Source organism: Lentzea kristufekii (assembly GCF_033949925.1).
Taxonomy (GTDB): Bacteria; Actinomycetota; Actinomycetes; order Mycobacteriales; family Pseudonocardiaceae; genus Lentzea; species Lentzea kristufekii.
This window is the reverse complement of the sequence record NZ_JAXAVV010000027.1, coordinates 66,485-83,899: the sequence shown is the minus strand read 5'-3', so window position 1 is coordinate 83,899 and position 17,415 is coordinate 66,485. Positions and strand designations below refer to the sequence as shown.

At 68.8% G+C, this 17,415-nt stretch carries 20 protein-coding genes; 19 read left to right on the top strand and 1 reads right to left on the bottom strand.

Annotated features, from left to right (window positions below; all coding sequences use genetic code 11):
* Positions 1-3: 3 nt before the first annotated feature.
* The 16 genes from SK571_RS38515 to SK571_RS38440 all read left to right on the top strand — a co-directional run bounded on the left by SK571_RS38515 (position 4) and on the right by SK571_RS38440 (position 12,951).
* Positions 4-243 (top strand): glutaredoxin family protein, encoded by a 240-nt coding sequence (locus SK571_RS38515; RefSeq protein ID WP_319989042.1) that lies wholly within the window; start codon positions 4-6, stop codon positions 241-243.
* 61 nt (positions 244-304) lie between these two features.
* Complete coding sequence (locus SK571_RS38510) at positions 305-1,774, top strand: molybdopterin-dependent oxidoreductase (protein ID WP_319989041.1); 1,470 nt, start codon at positions 305-307, stop codon at positions 1,772-1,774.
* Between the two features lie 167 nt (positions 1,775-1,941).
* Complete coding sequence (locus SK571_RS38505) at positions 1,942-2,697, top strand: redox-sensing transcriptional repressor Rex (protein ID WP_406602096.1); 756 nt, start codon at positions 1,942-1,944, stop codon at positions 2,695-2,697.
* 37 nt (positions 2,698-2,734) lie between these two features.
* Complete coding sequence (locus tag SK571_RS38500; protein WP_319989040.1) at positions 2,735-4,051, top strand: glutamyl-tRNA reductase; 1,317 nt, start codon at positions 2,735-2,737, stop codon at positions 4,049-4,051.
* Positions 4,048-4,983, top strand: coding sequence for a hydroxymethylbilane synthase (gene hemC, locus SK571_RS38495; RefSeq protein ID WP_319989039.1), 936 nt, complete (start codon positions 4,048-4,050; stop codon positions 4,981-4,983). Before SK571_RS38500 ends, hemC begins: the two co-directional genes overlap by 4 nt.
* An 18-nt stretch (positions 4,984-5,001) precedes the next feature.
* Positions 5,002-6,534 carry a bifunctional uroporphyrinogen-III C-methyltransferase/uroporphyrinogen-III synthase gene (locus SK571_RS38490; RefSeq protein ID WP_319989038.1) on the top strand — a complete coding sequence of 511 codons (1,533 nt, stop codon included), beginning with the start codon at positions 5,002-5,004 and terminating at the stop codon, positions 6,532-6,534.
* Between the two features lie 76 nt (positions 6,535-6,610).
* Complete coding sequence (gene hemB, locus SK571_RS38485; protein ID WP_319989037.1) at positions 6,611-7,585, top strand: porphobilinogen synthase; 975 nt, start codon at positions 6,611-6,613, stop codon at positions 7,583-7,585.
* Entirely contained in the window at positions 7,570-8,079 is a 510-nt protein-coding gene (locus SK571_RS38480) for a hypothetical protein (protein WP_319989036.1), read from the top strand. The genes hemB and SK571_RS38480 overlap by 16 nt, the downstream gene beginning before the upstream one ends.
* A gap of 10 nt (positions 8,080-8,089) precedes the next feature.
* Positions 8,090-8,533, top strand: coding sequence for a hypothetical protein (locus SK571_RS38475; RefSeq protein ID WP_319989035.1), 444 nt, complete (start codon positions 8,090-8,092; stop codon positions 8,531-8,533).
* Positions 8,530-8,934: a hypothetical protein gene (locus tag SK571_RS38470; RefSeq protein ID WP_319989034.1), complete on the top strand. Its 405-nt coding sequence runs from the start codon at positions 8,530-8,532 to the stop codon at positions 8,932-8,934. Before SK571_RS38475 ends, SK571_RS38470 begins: the two co-directional genes overlap by 4 nt.
* Entirely contained in the window at positions 8,931-9,683 is a 753-nt protein-coding gene (locus tag SK571_RS38465; RefSeq protein WP_319989033.1) for a hypothetical protein, read from the top strand. The genes SK571_RS38470 and SK571_RS38465 overlap by 4 nt, the downstream gene beginning before the upstream one ends.
* Positions 9,683-10,102, top strand: coding sequence for a hypothetical protein (locus SK571_RS38460; RefSeq protein WP_319989032.1), 420 nt, complete (start codon positions 9,683-9,685; stop codon positions 10,100-10,102). Before SK571_RS38465 ends, SK571_RS38460 begins: the two co-directional genes overlap by 1 nt.
* 5 nt (positions 10,103-10,107) lie before the next feature.
* The gene (locus SK571_RS38455) at positions 10,108-10,464 is read left to right on the top strand and encodes a hypothetical protein (protein ID WP_319989031.1); all 357 of its coding nucleotides are present in this window, start codon (positions 10,108-10,110) and stop codon (positions 10,462-10,464) included.
* Between the two features lie 11 nt (positions 10,465-10,475).
* A complete protein-coding gene (gene hemL, locus SK571_RS38450) occupies positions 10,476-11,771 on the top strand; it encodes a glutamate-1-semialdehyde 2,1-aminomutase (protein WP_319989030.1) in 1,296 nt (431 codons plus the stop codon).
* Positions 11,768-12,397 (top strand): histidine phosphatase family protein, encoded by a 630-nt coding sequence (locus SK571_RS38445; protein WP_319989029.1) that lies wholly within the window; start codon positions 11,768-11,770, stop codon positions 12,395-12,397. Before hemL ends, SK571_RS38445 begins: the two co-directional genes overlap by 4 nt.
* Complete coding sequence (locus SK571_RS38440) at positions 12,394-12,951, top strand: TlpA family protein disulfide reductase (protein WP_319989028.1); 558 nt, start codon at positions 12,394-12,396, stop codon at positions 12,949-12,951. The genes SK571_RS38445 and SK571_RS38440 overlap by 4 nt, the downstream gene beginning before the upstream one ends.
* Positions 12,952-13,060: 109 nt before the next feature.
* On the opposite strand, the gene SK571_RS38435 is transcribed toward SK571_RS38440, so the two are convergent.
* A complete protein-coding gene (locus tag SK571_RS38435) occupies positions 13,061-14,047 on the bottom strand; it encodes a M64 family metallopeptidase (protein ID WP_319989027.1) in 987 nt (328 codons plus the stop codon).
* Positions 14,048-14,167: 120 nt separating this feature from the next.
* Here SK571_RS38435 and SK571_RS38430 point away from each other — a divergent pair, with 120 nt between their 5' ends.
* The 3 genes from SK571_RS38430 to ccsB are packed head-to-tail and all read left to right on the top strand — an operon-like array spanning position 14,168 to position 17,381.
* A complete protein-coding gene (locus SK571_RS38430; protein WP_319989079.1) occupies positions 14,168-14,953 on the top strand; it encodes a cytochrome c biogenesis CcdA family protein in 786 nt (261 codons plus the stop codon).
* Between the two features lie 41 nt (positions 14,954-14,994).
* Positions 14,995-16,470 (top strand): cytochrome c biogenesis protein ResB, encoded by a 1,476-nt coding sequence (gene resB, locus SK571_RS38425; protein WP_319989078.1) that lies wholly within the window; start codon positions 14,995-14,997, stop codon positions 16,468-16,470.
* Positions 16,470-17,381: a c-type cytochrome biogenesis protein CcsB gene (ccsB, locus tag SK571_RS38420; protein ID WP_319989026.1), complete on the top strand. Its 912-nt coding sequence runs from the start codon at positions 16,470-16,472 to the stop codon at positions 17,379-17,381. Before resB ends, ccsB begins: the two co-directional genes overlap by 1 nt.
* Positions 17,382-17,415 lie beyond the last annotated feature (34 nt).

Here is a 17,415-nt window from a genome sequence, read left to right as displayed (position 1 = left end):
GGCATGACCCACCACGTGACGTTGATGAGCCGGGTGTCGTGCCACGCCTGCGAGGAGGCCGCCGTCGAGATCGAGCGGATCTGCGCCGACCTCGGGGCGACCTGGTCCGTCGAGGACGTGGACTCCGATCCGGAACTGCGGGCCGAGTACGGCGACCGGGTGCCGGTGTTCCTGGTGGACGGGGCTGAGCACGGGTACTGGAAGGTGGAGGAGGACCGCCTGCGGGCGGCCCTCGCCGGGTAGTTGATTACCGGGGCCTTACGGCTCGGGCGAACCAAGGGCGGATGGGTGTCGAATTAGAGGCATGAAGCCCGCCAAGGCCGCACTCACCGGACTGATCGCCCTTGTCACAGCCCTTGCGGCAGGGCACCTGGTGGCGGCCTTCGTGGGCCTGAGCGCCTCCCCGTACCTCGCCGTGGGCAACGCCGCGATCGACCTCACGCCGTCGTGGCTGAAGGACTTCGCCGTCACCACGTTCGGCACCGCCGACAAGCTCGTGCTGCTCATCTGCATGGGCGTCGTGCTCGTCGGCATCGGCATCGGTGCCGGCCTGGCCAGCCGGAACAGCCCCGCGCCGGGGACGCTGGTGGCCGTGCTGCTCGGGTTCGTGGGCGTCGCGGCGGTCGTGACCAGGCCCGACGTCGGCCAGCTCGCCGTCCTCGCGCCCGTCGCCAGCACGGCGGCGGGCGTCTACGCGTTCCGCTACCTGCACCGGGAGGCCGAGGAGAGCGAGAGCAGGCGCGGCTTCCTGATCACCGCCGGGCTCGCGGTCTTCGCGGGGGTCGCGGGCCAGCTCTTCGGCAGCCGGACGGACGTCGAGGGCTCGCGCCAGGCCGTCGGAGACCTGACGCCGAAGGTCAAGGCGCCGGAGATCCCGGTCGGCGCCGACTTCGTCAAGGACGGCACCCCGAGCTTCATCACCAGCGGCAAGGACTTCTACCGGATCGACACCGCGCTGAGCGTGCCGCGGATCAGGGCCGAGGAGTGGGCGCTGCGGGTGCACGGCATGGTCGAGCGGCCGATGGTGCTCACGTTCGAAGAGATCCGGAGCAGGGACCTCGTCGAGGAGACCGTCACGCTGACCTGCGTCTCCAACGAGGTGGGCGGGCCGTACATCTCCACGGCGAACTTCGTCGGCGTCAGGATCGGCGACGTGCTGCGGGAAGCCGGCGTGAAGGCGGGCGCGGACCAGCTGTTCAGCACGAGCGACGACGGGTTCACGGCGGGCAGCCCGCTCGACTACGTGCTGGAGAACGGCTTGATCGCGATCGGCATGAACGGCGAACCGCTGCCCGCCGAGCACGGGTTCCCGGCGCGGCTCGTGGTTCCCGGGCTCTACGGCTACGTCTCCGCGACCAAGTGGGTCACCGACCTCAACGTGACGACGTTCGCGAAGGACCAGGGCTACTGGATCCCGCGGGGCTGGGCGACGCGGGCGCCGATCAAGGTCTCCTCGCGCATCGACCGGCCCACGAGGATGGGCAAGGTCCAGGGCAAGGCGGTCATCGCCGGAACGGCGTGGGCCCAGCCCAAGGGCGTGGCCAAGGTCGAGGTCAGGATCGACGGCGGACCGTGGCGCGAAGCCCAGCTCGGCGCCGACGTCAGCGACACCACGTGGCGCATGTGGCGGGTCGAGCTGGACCTGCAGAAGGGCAGTCACACGGTCGAGTGCCGGGCCACCGACAAATCCGGCTTCACGCAGGACCAGGCACGCCTCGACCCGGTTCCCGACGGTGCGACGGGATGGCACTCGGTCACCTTCACCGTCGAGTAGGCGCTCACCCCGTAGTGATCATGAACCGAGGAAGGGCTGGTCACGCCCTGTCACCAGCGCTGTGACACCCGATCACCGACTTTGTGCACACGTTCACAAGCGGTACGGTGTTCTCATCACCAACACCGCGGGGTCCTGCGGTGAAGCACACCCGGAGGTCGGAGAGCGTGGTTTCACAGCGGGGCGAAGGTGAGACGACCACCACCCCTGCAGAGGCTGCCGACAAGGAGCGCGCCCGCGCGATCCCCGAGGCCGCCGTGGCCCGGCTCGCCGTGTACCTCCGCGTGTTGTCCGGCATGGCCGAGAGCGGCGTGACGGCCGTCTCGAGCGAGGAACTGAGCCAGGCCGCCGGCGTCAACGCGGCGAAGCTCCGCAAGGATCTGAGCTACATCGGCAGCTACGGCACGAGGGGCGTCGGGTACGACGTCGAGGTGCTCGTGAGCCACATCGAGCGCATCCTCGGCCTCACCCGGAACCACTCCGTGGCCGTCGTCGGCATCGGTAACCTTGGTCACGCTCTCGCGAACTACGGCGGGTTCCCCGGCCGTGGTTTCCCGGTCACCGCCCTCTTCGACGTGGACGCCGATCTCGTCGGAATCCCTGTTGGGGGCATCCCCGTCAACCACATCGACGAGATCACCGCGGTCTGCCTGGAGCGCGAGGTGTCGATCGGCGTCATCGCGACGCCGCCGCCCGCCGCCCAGTCGGTTTGCGACCGTTTGGTATCTGCGGGCGTCCAGTGCATTCTGAACTTCGCACCAGTTGTCCTTCAGGTTCCAGACAACGTCGAGGTGCGCAAGGTTGACTTGGCGGTCGAGATGCAGATCCTGTCGTTCCACGTCGCTCGACGTGCGGACGAGGCTGCCAGCGTCTCGGTCGGCAACAACGGACTCGGTGTGGACGGGATGGTGATTCGCCCGTGAGCGTGAGCCAGACGGCTCCGGCAGACGTGGTGAGTGCATGAGCGTGCTCGTAGTCGGGCTTTCGCACCGCACCGCCCCAGTCCCGGTCCTGGAACGCGTCACCGTGGCCGAGCCGAACCTGCCCAAGGTCCTCGGCCAGCTGCTCGCCGCCCCCAGCGTCTCCGAGGCGATGGTCCTGTCGACCTGCAACAGGGTCGAGGTCTACGCCGTCGTCGAGTCGTTCCACGGCGGCATGTCCGAGGTCGTCGAGGTCCTGGCGCAGCACGCGCAGATCGAACCTCAGGCGCTCTACGAGCACTTCTACGTGCATTACGCCGCCGCTGCCGTCGAGCACCTGTTCTCCGTCGCGGCCGGCCTCGACTCGATGGTCGTCGGCGAGTCCCAGATCCTCGGCCAGCTGCGCGGTGCGTACGCGGCGGCGGACGAGGCGGGCACCGTCGGCAGGACCGTCCACGAACTCACCCAGAACGCGCTGCGCGTCGGCAAGCGGGTGCACACCGAGACCAGCATCGACCACGCGGGAGCCTCCGTCGTGTCCGAGGCCCTCGGTGACGCCGAGGCCCAGCTGGGCACCCTCGTCGGCAAGCGCGCGCTACTCGTCGGTGCCGGTGCCATGGGCGGCCTGGCCGCCGCCCACCTGCGCCGGGCGGGCATCGGCGAGGTCGTCATCGCGAACCGGACGCAGGCCAACGGTGTGCGTCTCGCCACGTCGCTGAAGGCCGAGGGCGTCCCCGCGACGGCCGTCGACCTGACCGCGCTGGCCGTCGAGATCGATCTCGCGGACATCGTCTTCGCGTGCACCGGGTCGGTCGACACGGTCGTCCGCGCGGACATGATCAGCGCGCGCTCGCGGCCGCTGGTCGTGTGCGACCTGGGCCTGCCCAAGGACGTCGACCCGGCCGCAGCCGAACTGCCGAACGTTCGTGTGGTGGACCTGGAAACGTTGCAGCGCCGCCTCTCCGACGCGCCCGCCGGCCAGGACACCCGCCTGGCCGTCCAGCTGGTCGGCGACGAGGTCAAGGCCTACCTCGCGGGCCAGCGGTCCGCCGAGGTCACGCCGACCGTCACGGCCCTGCGCAAGCGGGCCGCCGAGGTGGTCGACGCCGAACTGCTCCGTCTTGATTCGCGACTTCCCGAACTGGACGCCGCGACACGCGGTGAATTGGCCAAGACGGTGCGCCGCGTTGTAGACAAGCTCCTGCACACGCCGACCGTCAGGGTGAAGGAGCTCGCCTCCGCCCCTGGTGGTACCGGCTACGCGGAGGCTCTCCGCGAACTGTTCGGGCTCGACCCCCAGACGCCTGGGGTTGTCAGTCAGACCAAGCAAGCTCCTGTGGATGGTGAAACGCGGTGACCCGCACCCTACGGATCGGTACCCGAGGCAGCGCACTGGCGCTCGCGCAGACGGGGACCGTGGCCGAGGCGCTGAAGGCTGCCGGAGCACAGGTCGAGATCGTCGTCGTCAAGACGCCGGGCGACCTCTCCGACGCGCCCATCGCCCAGATCGGCATCGGCGTCTTCACGTCGGCTCTTCGTGACGCGCTCGCGAACGACGAGATCGACGTCGCCGTCCACTCCTACAAGGACCTGCCGACCGCGCCGGACCCGCGTCTGACGCTCGCGGCCGTGCCGCAGCGTGAAGACCCGCGTGACGCCCTCGTGGCGCGCGACGGTCTCACGCTCGGCGAGCTGCCGCAGGGGTCCACTGTGGGCACCGGATCTCCGCGCCGTGCGGCGCAGCTGGAGGCGTTGGGCCTCGGGCTGAACATCGTCCCGTTGCGCGGCAACGTGGACACGCGCATCGGCAAGGTCCGCAACGGCGAGCTCGACGCGGTGGTGCTGGCTCGCGCCGGCATCTCGCGTCTCGGCCGCACGAGCGAGATCACCGAGAACCTGGAGCCGATCCAGATGCTTCCCGCACCCGCGCAGGGTGCGTTGGCAGTCGAGTGCCGGGTCGACGACGTCGACGCCGAGCACCTGATCCAGTCCACTTTGGACGATTCGGCCAGCCGGGCCGCTGTGACCGCCGAGCGCGCCATGCTGGCCGCGCTCGAGGCGGGTTGCAGTGCGCCGGTCGGCGCGCTGGCCGATGTGGTGGAAGACCTCGATGACGACGGGAAGGTCGTGTACCGACTTTCCCTGCGCGGGGTCGCAGCGACGCCGGAGAACGATCTCCTCCGCGCGTCCGCCACCGGTGACTTGACCGAAGCTGAGGGACTCGGCCGGGCGCTGGCCGCCGAGTTGCTCGACCTCGGGGCCGCGGTTCTCAGCGGTCCAGAGGCGTAATCGATGGGGAGTGCCCTGATGACCCGCGCACGCAAGACCCCCGGACGCGTCGCCTTCGTGGGCTCCGGCCCCGGCGACACCGGGCTGCTCACGGTCCGGGCCCACGACTTGCTCACCAGGGCTGAACTCGTGGTCACGGACCCGGACGTCCCTGCTGACGTCCTCGCGACCGTGCCCGAGGGAGTCGAGGTCCGCCCCGCTGTCGGCGAGGCCGCCGACGTGGCCAAGGACCTGGTGACCGAGGCGCGCAACGGTGCGACCGTCGTCCGTCTCGTCGCGGGTGACCCGCTGACGCTCGACTCGGTCGTGAAGGAAGCGCAGGCCGTCGCGAAGTCGACGATCCCGTTCGACGTCGTACCCGGTGTGCCCTCGGGCACCGCGGTTCCGGCGTACGCGGGTGTGGCTCTCGGTGGCGTGCACACCGAGGTCGACGTCCGCGCGGTGACGGACTGGGCCGGCCTCGCCGCCGCGCCCGGCACGCTCGTCCTGCACGCGACCGGCTCGCACCTGGCCGAGGCCGCGTCGAACCTGGTCGAGAACGGCCTCGCGCCGCAGACCCCGGTCGCCGTGACCGCCGAGGGCACCGGCTTCCAGCAGCGCACCATCGACACCACGCTGGCCGCCGTCGCGGCCGACGCCGGTGAGATGGGCGGCCCGCTGGTCGTCACCGTCGGTGCCGCCGCCGCCAACCGCTCGAAGCTCTCCTGGTGGGAGTCGCGGGCGCTGTACGGCTGGCGAGTGCTGGTCCCGCGGACCAAGGAGCAGGCCGGCGCGATGAGCGAGCGTCTGCACTCGCACGGCGCCATTGCCGTCGAGGTGCCGACCATCTCCGTCGAGCCGCCCCGCAGCCCCGCGCAGATGGAGCGCTCGGTCAAGGGTCTCGTCGACGGCCGCTACCAGTGGGTCGTCTTCACCTCGACCAACGCCGTCCGCGCGGTGTGGGAGAAGTTCCGCGAGTTCGGCCTGGACGCCCGTGCGTTCTCCGGCGTGAAGATCGCGTGCGTCGGCGAGGCCACGGCCGCGAAGGTGCGCTCGTTCGGCATCATCCCGGAGCTCGTGCCGTCGGGTGACCAGTCGTCCGAGGGTCTCCTCAACGACTTCCCGCCCTACGACGACATCCTCGACCCGGTCGACCGCGTGCTGCTGCCGCGGGCCGACATCGCCACCGAGACGCTGGCCGCCGGCCTGCGCGAACGTGGCTGGGAGATCGACGACGTGACGGCGTACCGCACCGTGCGTGCGGCCCCGCCGCCCGCAGACACCCGCGAGATGATCAAGTCCGGCGGCTTCGACGCGGTGTGCTTCACCTCGTCGTCGACCGTGCGGAACCTGGTCGGCATCGCGGGCAAGCCGCACGCCCGCACGCTCGTCGCGTGCATCGGCCCGCAGACCGCCGAGACGGCGCGGGAGTTCGGCCTCCGGGTCGACGTGCAGCCCGAGGAGGCGAACGTGCCCGCGCTGGTCGACGCGCTGGCCGCCCACGCCGCCCGGTTGCGCGCCGAGGGAGCCCTTCCTCCCCCGCGCAAGACCAAGCGTCTGCGCAGGAGCTAGAACAAACTGAAGCCGTCGGGGCCACTCAAGATCCTTTGAGTGGCCCCTTCGACTCTCTTCCGTCAGGGAGTCAAGGATGTACCCACTGCACCGGCCGAGGCGTCTGCGCACGACGCCCGCCATGCGCCGCCTCGTGTCCGAGACCGAGGTGCGCCCGAGGCAGCTCGTGCTGCCGATGTTCGTCAAGGAAGGCCTGGCATCCCCCGCTGAGATCAGCAGCATGCCGGGCGTGCTCCAGCACTCGCGTGACTCGTTGCGCAAGGCCGCGGTCGAGGCCGTGCAGGCGGGCGTCGGCGGCATCATGCTGTTCGGCGTCCCGGCCGAGCGCGACGCCGTCGGTTCCGGCGGCACCGACCCGGACGGCATCCTCAACGCCGCGCTCGCCGACCTGCGCGCGGAACTGGGCGACAGCACCGTTCTCATGTCGGACTGCTGCCTCGACGAGTTCACCGACCACGGCCACTGCGGCGTGCTCGCCGCCGACGGCACGGTCGACAACGACGCGACCCTCGAGGTCTACGGCGAGATGGCCGTCGCGCAGGCACGCGCCGGTGCCCACGTCGTCGGCCCGAGCGGCATGATGGACGGCCAGATCGCCTTCATCCGCAACGCCCTGGATCAGGCGGGCCTCGCCGACACCGGCATCCTCGCCTACTCCGCCAAGTACGCGTCGGCGTTCTACGGCCCGTTCCGCGACGCCGTCGAGTCGCAGCTCGCGGGTGACCGCAAGACCTACCAGCAGGACCCGGCGAACGCCCGCGAGGCGATCCGCGAGGTGCAGCTGGACCTCGCCGAGGGCGCGGACATGGTCATGGTCAAGCCCGCGCTGCTGTACCTGGACGTGCTGCGCGCGGTCGCCGAGGTCTCGGACGTTCCCGTTGCTGCCTACCAGATCTCCGGCGAGTACGCGATGATCGAGGCCGCTGCCGCGAACGGCTGGATCGACCGGGAGCGCTCGATCCTCGAGTCGCTCACGTCCATCCGCCGCGCCGGCGCGGACATCGTGCTCACGTACTGGGCAGTGGAAGCCGCCCGGTGGCTGGACCGGTAGGCGCCCCCGTCCCGAAGCTGGTCGACGTCGCGCGCTGGCTGTGGATCGCCAGCGCGTGCGTCGGCATGCTGCGGTTCCTGGAACAGCTCCTCGACCGCGAGATGCTCGTGGCCGAGGTGCGTCGCCAGAACCCGGCGCTGGGCCAGGACCAGATCGACGCGAGCGTGGACGGCGGTGTCCTCTTCGGACTGCTGATCGCCGTGGCCCTGCTGGTCGCGTACACGCGGCTGGCGAACGCGATGGCGCGCGGCCGCAACTGGGCCCGGATCGTGCTGACCGTGCTGGGTGGCGCGTCCGTCGCGTTCGGACTGTTCCGGCTGGTGGCGTGGGGCAGCGGGTTCGCCGCGCAGCTCGGGGTGGAGATGCGTCCGGTCGATCTGGCCGTCACGGCGGTCACCACCGTGCTGGACGCGTCCGCGATCGTGCTGATGTACCGGGTGTCCGCGCACTTCAGGAAGCGGGTCGCGGTGGACAGCGCGATCCGGCCGTCCTAAGTTCGCGACCGTGACGTCTCCGAAGGAATCGGGCACCCCTGGCACGATCACCGCAGGCTACTGGCTCGTCGTGGCCGGTGCCGTTCTGTGGGTGCTCGCCGCCGTGTTCCAGTTCGCCAACAAGCAGGTTCTGATCGACCAGGTGAAGTCCACGACCAACGACGACCAGCTCACCCCGGAGATGATCGAGTCGACGGCGACGGCGATCGTCGTCGCCGTGCTGGTGGGCTCGGTCGTGCTGGCGGGGCTCGCCGTGTGGTTCGCGGGCAAGGTCAAGGGCGGGCTGAAGAAGAGCCGCACCGGGTTGATGATCACGGTGTTGCTGAACCTGTTCTTCCAGATGATCGGCAACGGGCTGGCCGTCGCGCCGGCGCTGATCGCGATGTCGGGCCTGGTGCTGTTCTACTTCCGGCAGTCGACCGAGTACCTGACGCAGCGCGAGCAACTGGCGTGAAGTACGACGGCACTCCGCGGACGGTGCGCATCGCGGTCGGCCTGTGGCTCGCGACCGCCGTCTTCGTCCTCTTCACGACCGCGGGGCTGTGGTTCCAGCGCGGTGAGGTGCAGCGGCTGACCGGCTGGTCGTCCGGGCAGGTCACGAGCTTCCTGGGCACGCTGACGGCGGTAGCGGTGATCTTCGTGGTGGCCTACGCGTGGCTCACGAGGCTCTTCCTGAAGCGGAAGAACTGGGCGCGGATCGCGCTCTCGCTCATCGCGATCGTGCACATGATCTGGATCCTGTTCGTCGGGATCAGCGCTTCGAACTTGGTCACGTTGCTGCTCATCTGTGCCGCAATCGTCTTCACGTGGCAGGCGCGTACGGCACAGTGGCTGGCGGAGGTGCGTGAGCAGTGACCAATCCGCAGGACCCGAACCCCTGGCAGCCGAGCCCGGACACCCCGCAGGCGCAGGCCCGGCTGGACCCGTTCGGCGCGACGGCCGGAACGTACGAAGTGACCGCCGTGAACAACATGGGGCTGCCGATGCCGCCCGCGCCTGAGATGGCACCGCCTCTCGACCACGCGCAGTGGCAGAACCCGGCCGGTGCCGGGTGGCAGAACCCCACCAGTGCCTACCCCACGGCACCCGGCGGGCACTACCAGGTGAACCAGGTCGCGCAGGCGAGCTACCCGATGTCGCCGGTGCAGTCCCACGAGCTGCCACCGGCGCGGCCGGCCACGATCAACGCCGCGATGTGGATCTGGATCGTGGGTGCCGTGCTCTCCGTCGCCGTGCTGCCGGTGATGCTGCTCGTCAACGCCGACTTCTTCCTCACCCAGGACAGCATCGTCACGGAGGAGGACCGCCGGGCGGGCGAACTCGGTGTGCGGGCCATGGCGGTGATCTTCGGCTTCGTGATGCTGGTCGCGGCCGCGCCGTACGTCGCGTTCGCGATCGTGCTGCGCAACGGCCAGAACTGGGCGCGCATCCTGCTCACGATCCTCGGCGGGCTCGGACTCGTGTCGATGATCGGGATCACGTTCATCTCGATCGGCGCGCGGGTCTGGCAGCCGAGCGTGGCGATCTGCATCGTCGTGATCGGGCTGACCATCGCGGCCGTCGTGCTGCAGTTCCTGCCGGCGTCGAACAGGTTCGTCCGCTAGTGCTCTACCGCGAGTCCGGCAGCAGCTGGTGGCCGCTCCTGTGGGGCCCGGCGTTCGCCGTCGCCGGGTACCTGGTCGAGCGCGTCACCGGACCCGCGTCCGTGACGCTGTGGGCCGTCGCGGGACTCGGCCTGACGCTCGGCGCGGTGCTGTGGGTGTACGGGCGGGTCAAGACCGGCAGCATCGAGCTCACCGCCGAGGACGCGCGGTTCGGGCGGGAGAAGCTGCCGGTCGCCATGATCGAGGCCTGCCAGGACGTCGGCGCGCCGGCCGGGGCAAAAGTGCTCGGTGGCGGCTGGTCGGTGCCCAAGGGGACGACCGCGGTGCCGTTGCGGCTGGTCGACGGCTCGGTGGTGCTGGCGTGGGCGCGTGATCCGGAAGCCTTCCTCGCGGCGTTGCGGCGGGTCGTGAGAAGGTGAGCGACGTGACAGAGGCCGTGACTGAGCAGGAGCCGGACGCCGTGGTCGAGGAGCCTGAGCAGGCGCCGCCGGCCGGTCCGAGCCTGCACCAGCCCAAGCGGTGGCTCATCGCCGCGGGTGAGGCCGTCGCGATCGTCCTGCTGGTGATCGCCGCCGTGTGGTGCTGGAACCGCGGCGTCGTGCGGCTGGAGTACCCGTTCGAGGGGCGCGAGCCGTTGATCTCCACGCGCTACCACGGCAACTGGCTGGGCACGGCCGTCGGCGCCGTCACGCTGGCCGTGGTCCTCGCTCTCGACGCGGTGCGACAGGTCCTGCTGGCCGTGCGCACCCGGCCGCAGAAAGCCGCCGACTCCGACATGTGAGACTGGGGTACGTGACTGCGAGTCGATCCCAGGCCCTGTTCGAGCGCGCGTCGACGCTGACCCCCGGCGGGGTCAACTCTCCGGTGCGGGCGTTCCACTCCGTCGGCGGCACCCCGCGTTTCATGGTGCGCGGCGAGGGTCCGCACCTGTGGGACGCGGACGGCAACCGGTACGTCGACCTGGTGGCCTCGTGGGGCCCGATGATCCTCGGGCACGCCCATCCGGCCGTGGTCTCCGCGGTGCAGAAGGCCGCTTCGGCCGGGCTGTCGTTCGGCACGCCCACCGAGGGTGAGATCGAGCTCGCGGCCGAGCTGATCGACCGCGTCGAGCCGGTCCGCCAGGTCCGCCTGGTCAACTCGGGCACCGAGGCCACGATGAGCGCGATCCGCCTCGCGCGCGGCTTCACCGAGCGCCGCAAGGTCATCAAGTTCGCCGGGTGTTACCACGGTCACGTCGACGCGCTGCTGGCGCAGGCCGGCTCGGGCGTCGCGACCCTGGGCCTGCCGAGCTCGCCCGGTGTCACGGGCGCGCAGGCCGAGGACACGATCGTGCTGCCGTACAACGACATCGAGGCCGTGCGCGCGGCGTTCGCGGAGAACCCCGGCGAGATCGCCTGCATCATCACCGAGGCCGCGGCGGGCAACATGGGTGCCGTCGCGCCCGGTGCCGACTTCAACGCGGGTCTGCGCGAGATCTGCGACGCCGACGGCGCGTTGCTGATCATGGACGAGGTCATGACCGGCTTCCGCGTCTCGCGCGCCGGCTGGTTCGGCCTGGAGCGCGTGCGCGGCGACCTCTACACGTTCGGCAAGGTCATGTCCGGCGGACTGCCCGCGGCTGCTTTCGGCGGCCGTGCCGACGTGATGGAGCGACTGGCCCCCTCCGGCCCCGTCTACCAGGCGGGCACGCTGTCGGGTAACCCCGTGGCGGTGGCCGCCGGTCTCGCGACGCTGCGCGCGGCCGACGACGAGGTCTACACGGCCCTGAACCGCAACGCCACGCGCCTCGGCGCGCTCTTCACGGCCTCGCTGACCGAGGCGGGCGTCGAGCACCGCGTGCAGTTCGCCGGGAACCTGGTGAGCGTGTTCTTCGGTTCTACCGAGGTGAAGGACTACGCGGGCGCGCAGGCGTGCGAGACGTGGCGCTTCCCGCCGTTCTTCCACGCCCTGCTCGACCGGGGCGTCTACGCCCCGCCGTCGGCGTTCGAGGCGTGGTTCGTGAACGCCGCCATGGGTGAAGAGGAGTTCGCCGTGATCGCCGACGCACTGCCGCACGCGGCCCGCGCCGCCAAGGAGGCCCGCAAGTGACCCGCACCGTCGTCCACCTGCTCCGCCACGGCGAGGTGCACAACCCGACCGGCATCCTCTACGGCCGCCTTCCCGGCTTCAAGCTGTCCGAGCGGGGGCAGAAGCAGGCCCTCACCGTGGCCGAGCACCTGGCGGACCACGACATCGTGCACGTCGTGGCGTCGCCTTTGGACCGTGCACAGCAGACTGCTGCGCCCATTGCCGACTCGCATCGGCTTGAGCTGGCTACTGACGAGCGGTTGATCGAGGCCGACAACCAGTTCCAGGGGTTGAAGGTCGCTGTGGGGGACGGGGCTTTGCGATCTCCTCAGCACTGGCCGAAGCTGGTGAATCCTTTTCGGCCGTCTTGGGGTGAGCCCTACATCGAGATCGCTCATCGGATGATGGGGGCGGTGCAGAAGGCTCGGGCTGCTGCTGAGGGGCACGAGGCTGTTTGTGTTTCCCACCAGTTGCCGATTTGGACTGTGCGGCGGTTTTTGGAGGGGAAGCGGATGTGGCACGACCCTCGTCGTCGGGAGTGTTCACTTGCTTCGCTCACCTCCTTGATTTTTGAGGGGGAGCAGTTGGTTCGGATTGCTTACTCCGAGCCTGTTGGGGCTACTGATCCTCGGGTGACTGGGGCATGAAGCGTTTTCTGGTTGTGGTCTTGTTGCTTGCCGGATGTACTACTGGGAAGGATGCTGCTCAGGTGGGGGCTGGGGATTTTTATCTGGTGGCTCCTGGTGGGCAGGTTGAGATCCGGTATGCGCCTTCCGAGCGCAAAGAGCTGAAGGGGCTCGAAGGCGAGTCCCTGCTCGAGGAGGGCAAGACCGTCAAGCTCTCCGACTACGCGGGCAAGCCCGTCGTCATCAACATCTGGGGAGCCTGGTGCGGGCCCTGCCGCACCGAGGCCCCCGAAATGCAGAAGATCTTCGACGCTGGGACCCAGGTGGTCGGGGTCGACGTCAAGGAGACCTCGAAGGCTCAACCACGGGACTTCATGAAAGACCGGTCTCTGACTTATCCATCCATCTACGACGCTTCCGCGCGCAGCTTCATCAACGTTTTCCGCGGTGTACCGGCCAACAGCGTGCCGTCGACGTTCATCGTGGACAGGAACCACAAGGTCGCCGCGGTCTTCCTGGTGCCGGTGCTCGCCTCGGACCTACAACCCGTCCTGGACGAGCTGGCGAAGGAATAGCGCTGTTCAGCCGTCTGCAAGTACCACCACTGGCCAGTTGGTAGCGGAGAAGTGTCTGTTGACCTTGAGTTGGTGGTACTTGCAGACGTCATCGGCTGGTCGGTAGCTGCTACCGGGCGGGCGGGGCTACCGGTTCGTTCAGCGATGGGATTTTTGCCTTGAAGGCCTTGATCATGGCGTCTCGGCCGATTGAGTTGAACTGCTTGCCGAGGGTTCGCATGATCGAGTTGGCTGTGGGGCGGTAGAGGCCCGTTTTGTAGTAGCGGGCGCCCTCTACCGGGGCGATCACGCCGCCGTCCGGGGAGGGCTGGCCCAGGTATTCTGCCCACTTGGCGCCGGTGGGGTCCATGGTCACGTTGATTTCTCGTGGTTCGGTGCCCGTGTAGTTGGCGTACGGGTAGTCGTACTCGTCTGCCAGGCCGCCGATCGAGTGGCCCAGTTCGTGGATTGCGATTTGGCCCGCTTGTGCGTTTGAGCCTGAGGCGGTTGCCACTGAGCCGCCTGCGCCGCCGTACTTCGCGGTGTTGCCCAGGGCGATCACCTGGTCTGACTGGGGGGCCAGGGCTGCGAATTCCTTTGCCTTGGTCTCGTTCACGCAGAGCAGGCGTTCTGTGTTCGCGTCGCGGCCTTGACACCAGAAGCCCATGTCCAGGGCGGTGTTCTTGAGCAGGCCCTTTGTCGGGTCGTGGTCTACGCCCGACTCTGCGGAGACCACGTTCACCTGCCAGACGTTGAAGTACTGCTTGTAGGTGGCGAAGGGCTCTACTGCTGAGAGTTCTTCCCACTTGCTCTTCACGTTCGCGGCGTAGGTCGTCAGGTCTTCGGCTGTGTAGCCGTCGCCTACGAAGACGAGGTCGAAGCGGTCTGACGAGTCGCCGGTCACTTGTACCGGGATCACTTCCGCTGCGGCCAGGGCGCGGAAGTCGGACGACTTCTCCGCCGGGGCCTTCGGGGTCAGTGCTTGGGTGATGGAGCCGTCTTCGTTGAAGACTTCGCGCCATTCCATCGCCGGGGCAGCGCCGCCAGCCGGTACCTGCGCGAACAGTGCCAGTGCTGACATGGTCAGCGCTGGGAGGAGCAGCCGGGAACGTTGCATGTGCTGACGCTAAGCAACCGTGATGTCACCCACAAGCGGCAATTGTCGGTACTTTTGACCCAAGCCTTGTGTTGGGTCAAAGCCATGCCGGTGGTCGCGTGATCTGGGCAACTACCTACTCTGAGGTCTGTGAACCCCACCGATCTGGCGATCTCCGGGCCGTTGCTGCTGGCCACCGGGGTTGCTTTGCTCGCGGGATTTGTCTCGTTCGCGTCGCCTTGCGTGGTGCCGCTCGTGCCCGGGTACCTGGCTTACCTCGCTGGGCTGGTCGGTGCCGAGGCGCCTCGGGTCGAGGCGAACGAGCCCGCTCGGCAGGGGCGTTGGCGGGTGGCCGGTGCCTCGTTGCTGTTCGTGCTCGGGTTCACCGTTGTCTTCGCGCTGGCGTCGATGGCCATTCTTGGCGCTTCGGACGCGCTGTTCCTGAACGCTGATCTGTTCCAGCGCATCGGTGGTGTCGTCACGATCCTGATGGGACTGGTGTTCCTCGGGCTCGTTCCGGCGCTGCAGAAGGACGTGCGGTTCCACACCAAGCCCAACGCCGGGCTGCTCGGGGCGCCTTTGCTCGGGGCCGTGTTCGCGCTCGGGTGGACGCCCTGTCTCGGGCCGACGCTCGCTGGGGTGCTCGCCGTCGCGCGCAGCACCGAGGTCGGGTCGTCGACCGTGCGCGGGGGCGTGCTGGTGCTCGCGTACTGCCTGGGGCTCGGGTTGCCGTTCGTGGTCCTCGCGCTGGGTGCGCGGTGGGCGTTGGGCGTGACCAAGTGGCTGCGCACGCACGCCCGGCAGGTGCAGATCTTCGGTGGTGTGCTGCTGATCCTCGTCGGGATCGCGCTGGTCACCGGGCTCTGGGGTGAGTTCGTCGGGTGGCTGCGCTACTCGTTCGTCGACGTCGTGAGGCTGCCGCTCTAGTGATCGCCTTCCTCCGCAACACGTGGCGCGGGCTCACCTCGATGAGGACCGCGCTGACCCTGCTGTTCCTGCTCGCGCTCGCGGCGATGCCCGGTGCGTTGCTGCCGCAGCTGTCGCTGAACGCGGCCAAGGTCGACGAGTACGTCGCCCAGCGCGGCTGGTGGGGGCAGTTGCTGCTCAAGCTCGGGTTCTTCGAGGTGTACGCCACGCCGTGGTTCGCCGCGATCTACCTGCTGCTGTTCACGTCTCTCGTCGGGTGTCTGCTTCCCCGCACGTTCGAGTACTTCAAGCAGATGCGCGCGAAGCCCGTGCTGACGCCGCGCAATCTCTCGCGGATGCCGCACCACGCGCAGGCCGAGCTCGACGTGACGCCGGACGAAGCCCTCTCGCGGGCGAAGAAGGCCATGCGCGGCTGGCGGATGGAGACGGGCGAGGACACGGTCAGCGCCGAGCGCGGGTTCCTGCGCGAGACCGGCAACCTGGTCTTCCACTTCGCGCTGCTGGGCCTGCTGGTGTCGTTCGCGCTGGGCAAGATGTTCAACTACGAGGGCCAGGTCATCGTCCAGGCCGACGGCGGCCAGTTCTGCAACGGCGGCATCTTCAACTACGACCAGTTCCGTCCGGGCCTGCGGGTCGACGGCACGGACCTCACGCCGTTCTGCGTCGAGATCGGCAAGTTCTCCGCCGAGTACCTCGACAACGGTCAGCCCGTCGGTTTCAAGGCGGACATCCGCTACCAGTCGGGCGACGACCTCGCGTCGAACACGTGGAAGCCGTACACGCTGCAGGTCAACCACCCGTTGCGCACCGAAGGCGACCGGCTCTACCTGCTCGGCCACGGGTACACGCCGACGTTCACGGTGACGTTCCCCAACGGCGAGAAGCGCACGCAGGGCATCCAGTGGCTGCCTACCGACCAGCTCACGCTGGCCTCGGAGGGCGCCACGAAGTTCGACCCGCCCGGCATCACGGACTCCGAGACGCGGCGCAAGAACCAGATCGCGGTGACGGGCCTGCTGGCGCCGACGCCGTTGCTGCACGGCAGCATCCTGAACTCGAAGTTCCCGGCGTTGAACAACCCGATGGTCGCCGTCGACGTGTACCGCGGTGATCTCGGTGTGGACGACGGGCGCGGCCAGTCGATCTTCTCGATCGACCAGAAGATGGTCGAGCAGGGGCGGCTGGCGAAGGTCGCGCGCAAGAACCTCGCGCTGGGCGAGGAGATCGTGCTCGACGACGGTACGAAGGTGCGCTTCGACGCCGTGAACGACTGGGTGTCGTTGCAGGTGTCGCACGACCCGACCCAGGGTTACGTGCTGGCGTTCGCCATCCTGATCATCCTCGGCCTGGGGGTCTCGCTGACCGTCAAGCGCCGCAGGGTGTGGGTGCGTGCGACCCGTCTGACCGACGGGCGTACTTTGGTCGAGGTCGGTGGGCTCGCCCGCACTGACCAGGCAGGATACGGCGAGGAGTTCACGCGGCTGGCCCGCGCGGTGCTGAACGAGGAGAAGTCCTGATGCCGGTTGACGAGACCCTCGCGACCTACAGCGACTGGCTGTACCGCAGCGCGCTGGGTGTCTACCTCTTCGCGGTCCTGCTCTACGCGGTCGAGCAGGCCTTCGCCCGCGCGCCGCGCAAGGCGATGGTCGGGGCGGGTGGGCCGGACGTCCTCACCGACGCGCCGAAGAGCGAGCTGACCAGGTCCGAGCGCATCGGCCGCATGGGTGCCGCGATGACGGTCCTCGGCGCGGTGCTGCACCTCGGCTCGCTGGTCATGCGCGGTCTGTCGGCCGGGCGTGCGCCCTGGGGCAACATGTACGAGTACATGTCGCTGCTGTGCCTCGCGGCCGTGGTGACGTGGATCGTGCTGATGGCCAAGTTCCCGATCCGCCGCCTCGGCGCGTTCGTGCTGACACCGATCCTGGTCCTGCTGTTCCTCGGTGGCACCGTGCTCTACGCCGAGTCCGCGCCCGTCCAGCCGGCACTGCGGTCGTACTGGCTGGTGATCCACGTCTCGGTGATCTCGATCTCGTCCGGCATGCTGCTGATCCCCGGCGTGACGTCGATCCTCTACCTGCTCAAGGACACCAACTCCGACCGCTTCCCGAAGCTGCCGTCCGCCGACGTGCTCGACCGCATGTCCTACCGGACCACCGTGCTGGCGTTCCCGCTGTTCACGGCCGGGATCATCCTCGGGGCGATCTGGGCGGAAGCGGCGTGGGGCCGGTTCTGGGGCTGGGACCCGAAGGAGACGGTCGCGTTCGTCTCGTGGGTGGTCTACGCGGCGTATCTGCACGCGCGCGCGACGGCCGGATGGCGTGGCCGCGGGGCCGCTTGGATCAACATCGTGGGCTTCGCCCTGAACGTGTTCAACCTGTTCTTCATCAACTTGGTCACCAGCGGGTTGCATTCGTACGCAGGTCTCTAACGAGTTAGCCCCCAGGTCGATGGAACCGTTGCCG

Excerpts from the sequence above, each read along its gene's own strand:
- SK571_RS38515 (WP_319989042.1), top strand. The coding sequence starts at position 4 with ATGACCCACCACGTGACGTTGATGAGCCGGGTGTCGTGCCACGCCTGC.
- SK571_RS38510 (WP_319989041.1), top strand. The coding sequence starts at position 305 with ATGAAGCCCGCCAAGGCCGCACTCACCGGACTGATCGCCCTTGTCACA.
- SK571_RS38500 (WP_319989040.1), top strand. The coding sequence starts at position 2,735 with ATGAGCGTGCTCGTAGTCGGGCTTTCGCACCGCACCGCCCCAGTCCCG.
- SK571_RS38490 (WP_319989038.1), top strand. The coding sequence starts at position 5,002 with ATGACCCGCGCACGCAAGACCCCCGGACGCGTCGCCTTCGTGGGCTCC.
- hemB (WP_319989037.1), top strand. The coding sequence starts at position 6,611 with ATGTACCCACTGCACCGGCCGAGGCGTCTGCGCACGACGCCCGCCATG.
- SK571_RS38440 (WP_319989028.1), top strand. The coding sequence starts at position 12,394 with ATGAAGCGTTTTCTGGTTGTGGTCTTGTTGCTTGCCGGATGTACTACT.
- SK571_RS38435 (WP_319989027.1), bottom strand. The coding sequence starts at position 14,047 with ATGCAACGTTCCCGGCTGCTCCTCCCAGCGCTGACCATGTCAGCACTG.
- resB (WP_319989078.1), top strand. The coding sequence starts at position 14,995 with ATGAGGACCGCGCTGACCCTGCTGTTCCTGCTCGCGCTCGCGGCGATG.
- ccsB (WP_319989026.1), top strand. The coding sequence starts at position 16,470 with ATGCCGGTTGACGAGACCCTCGCGACCTACAGCGACTGGCTGTACCGC.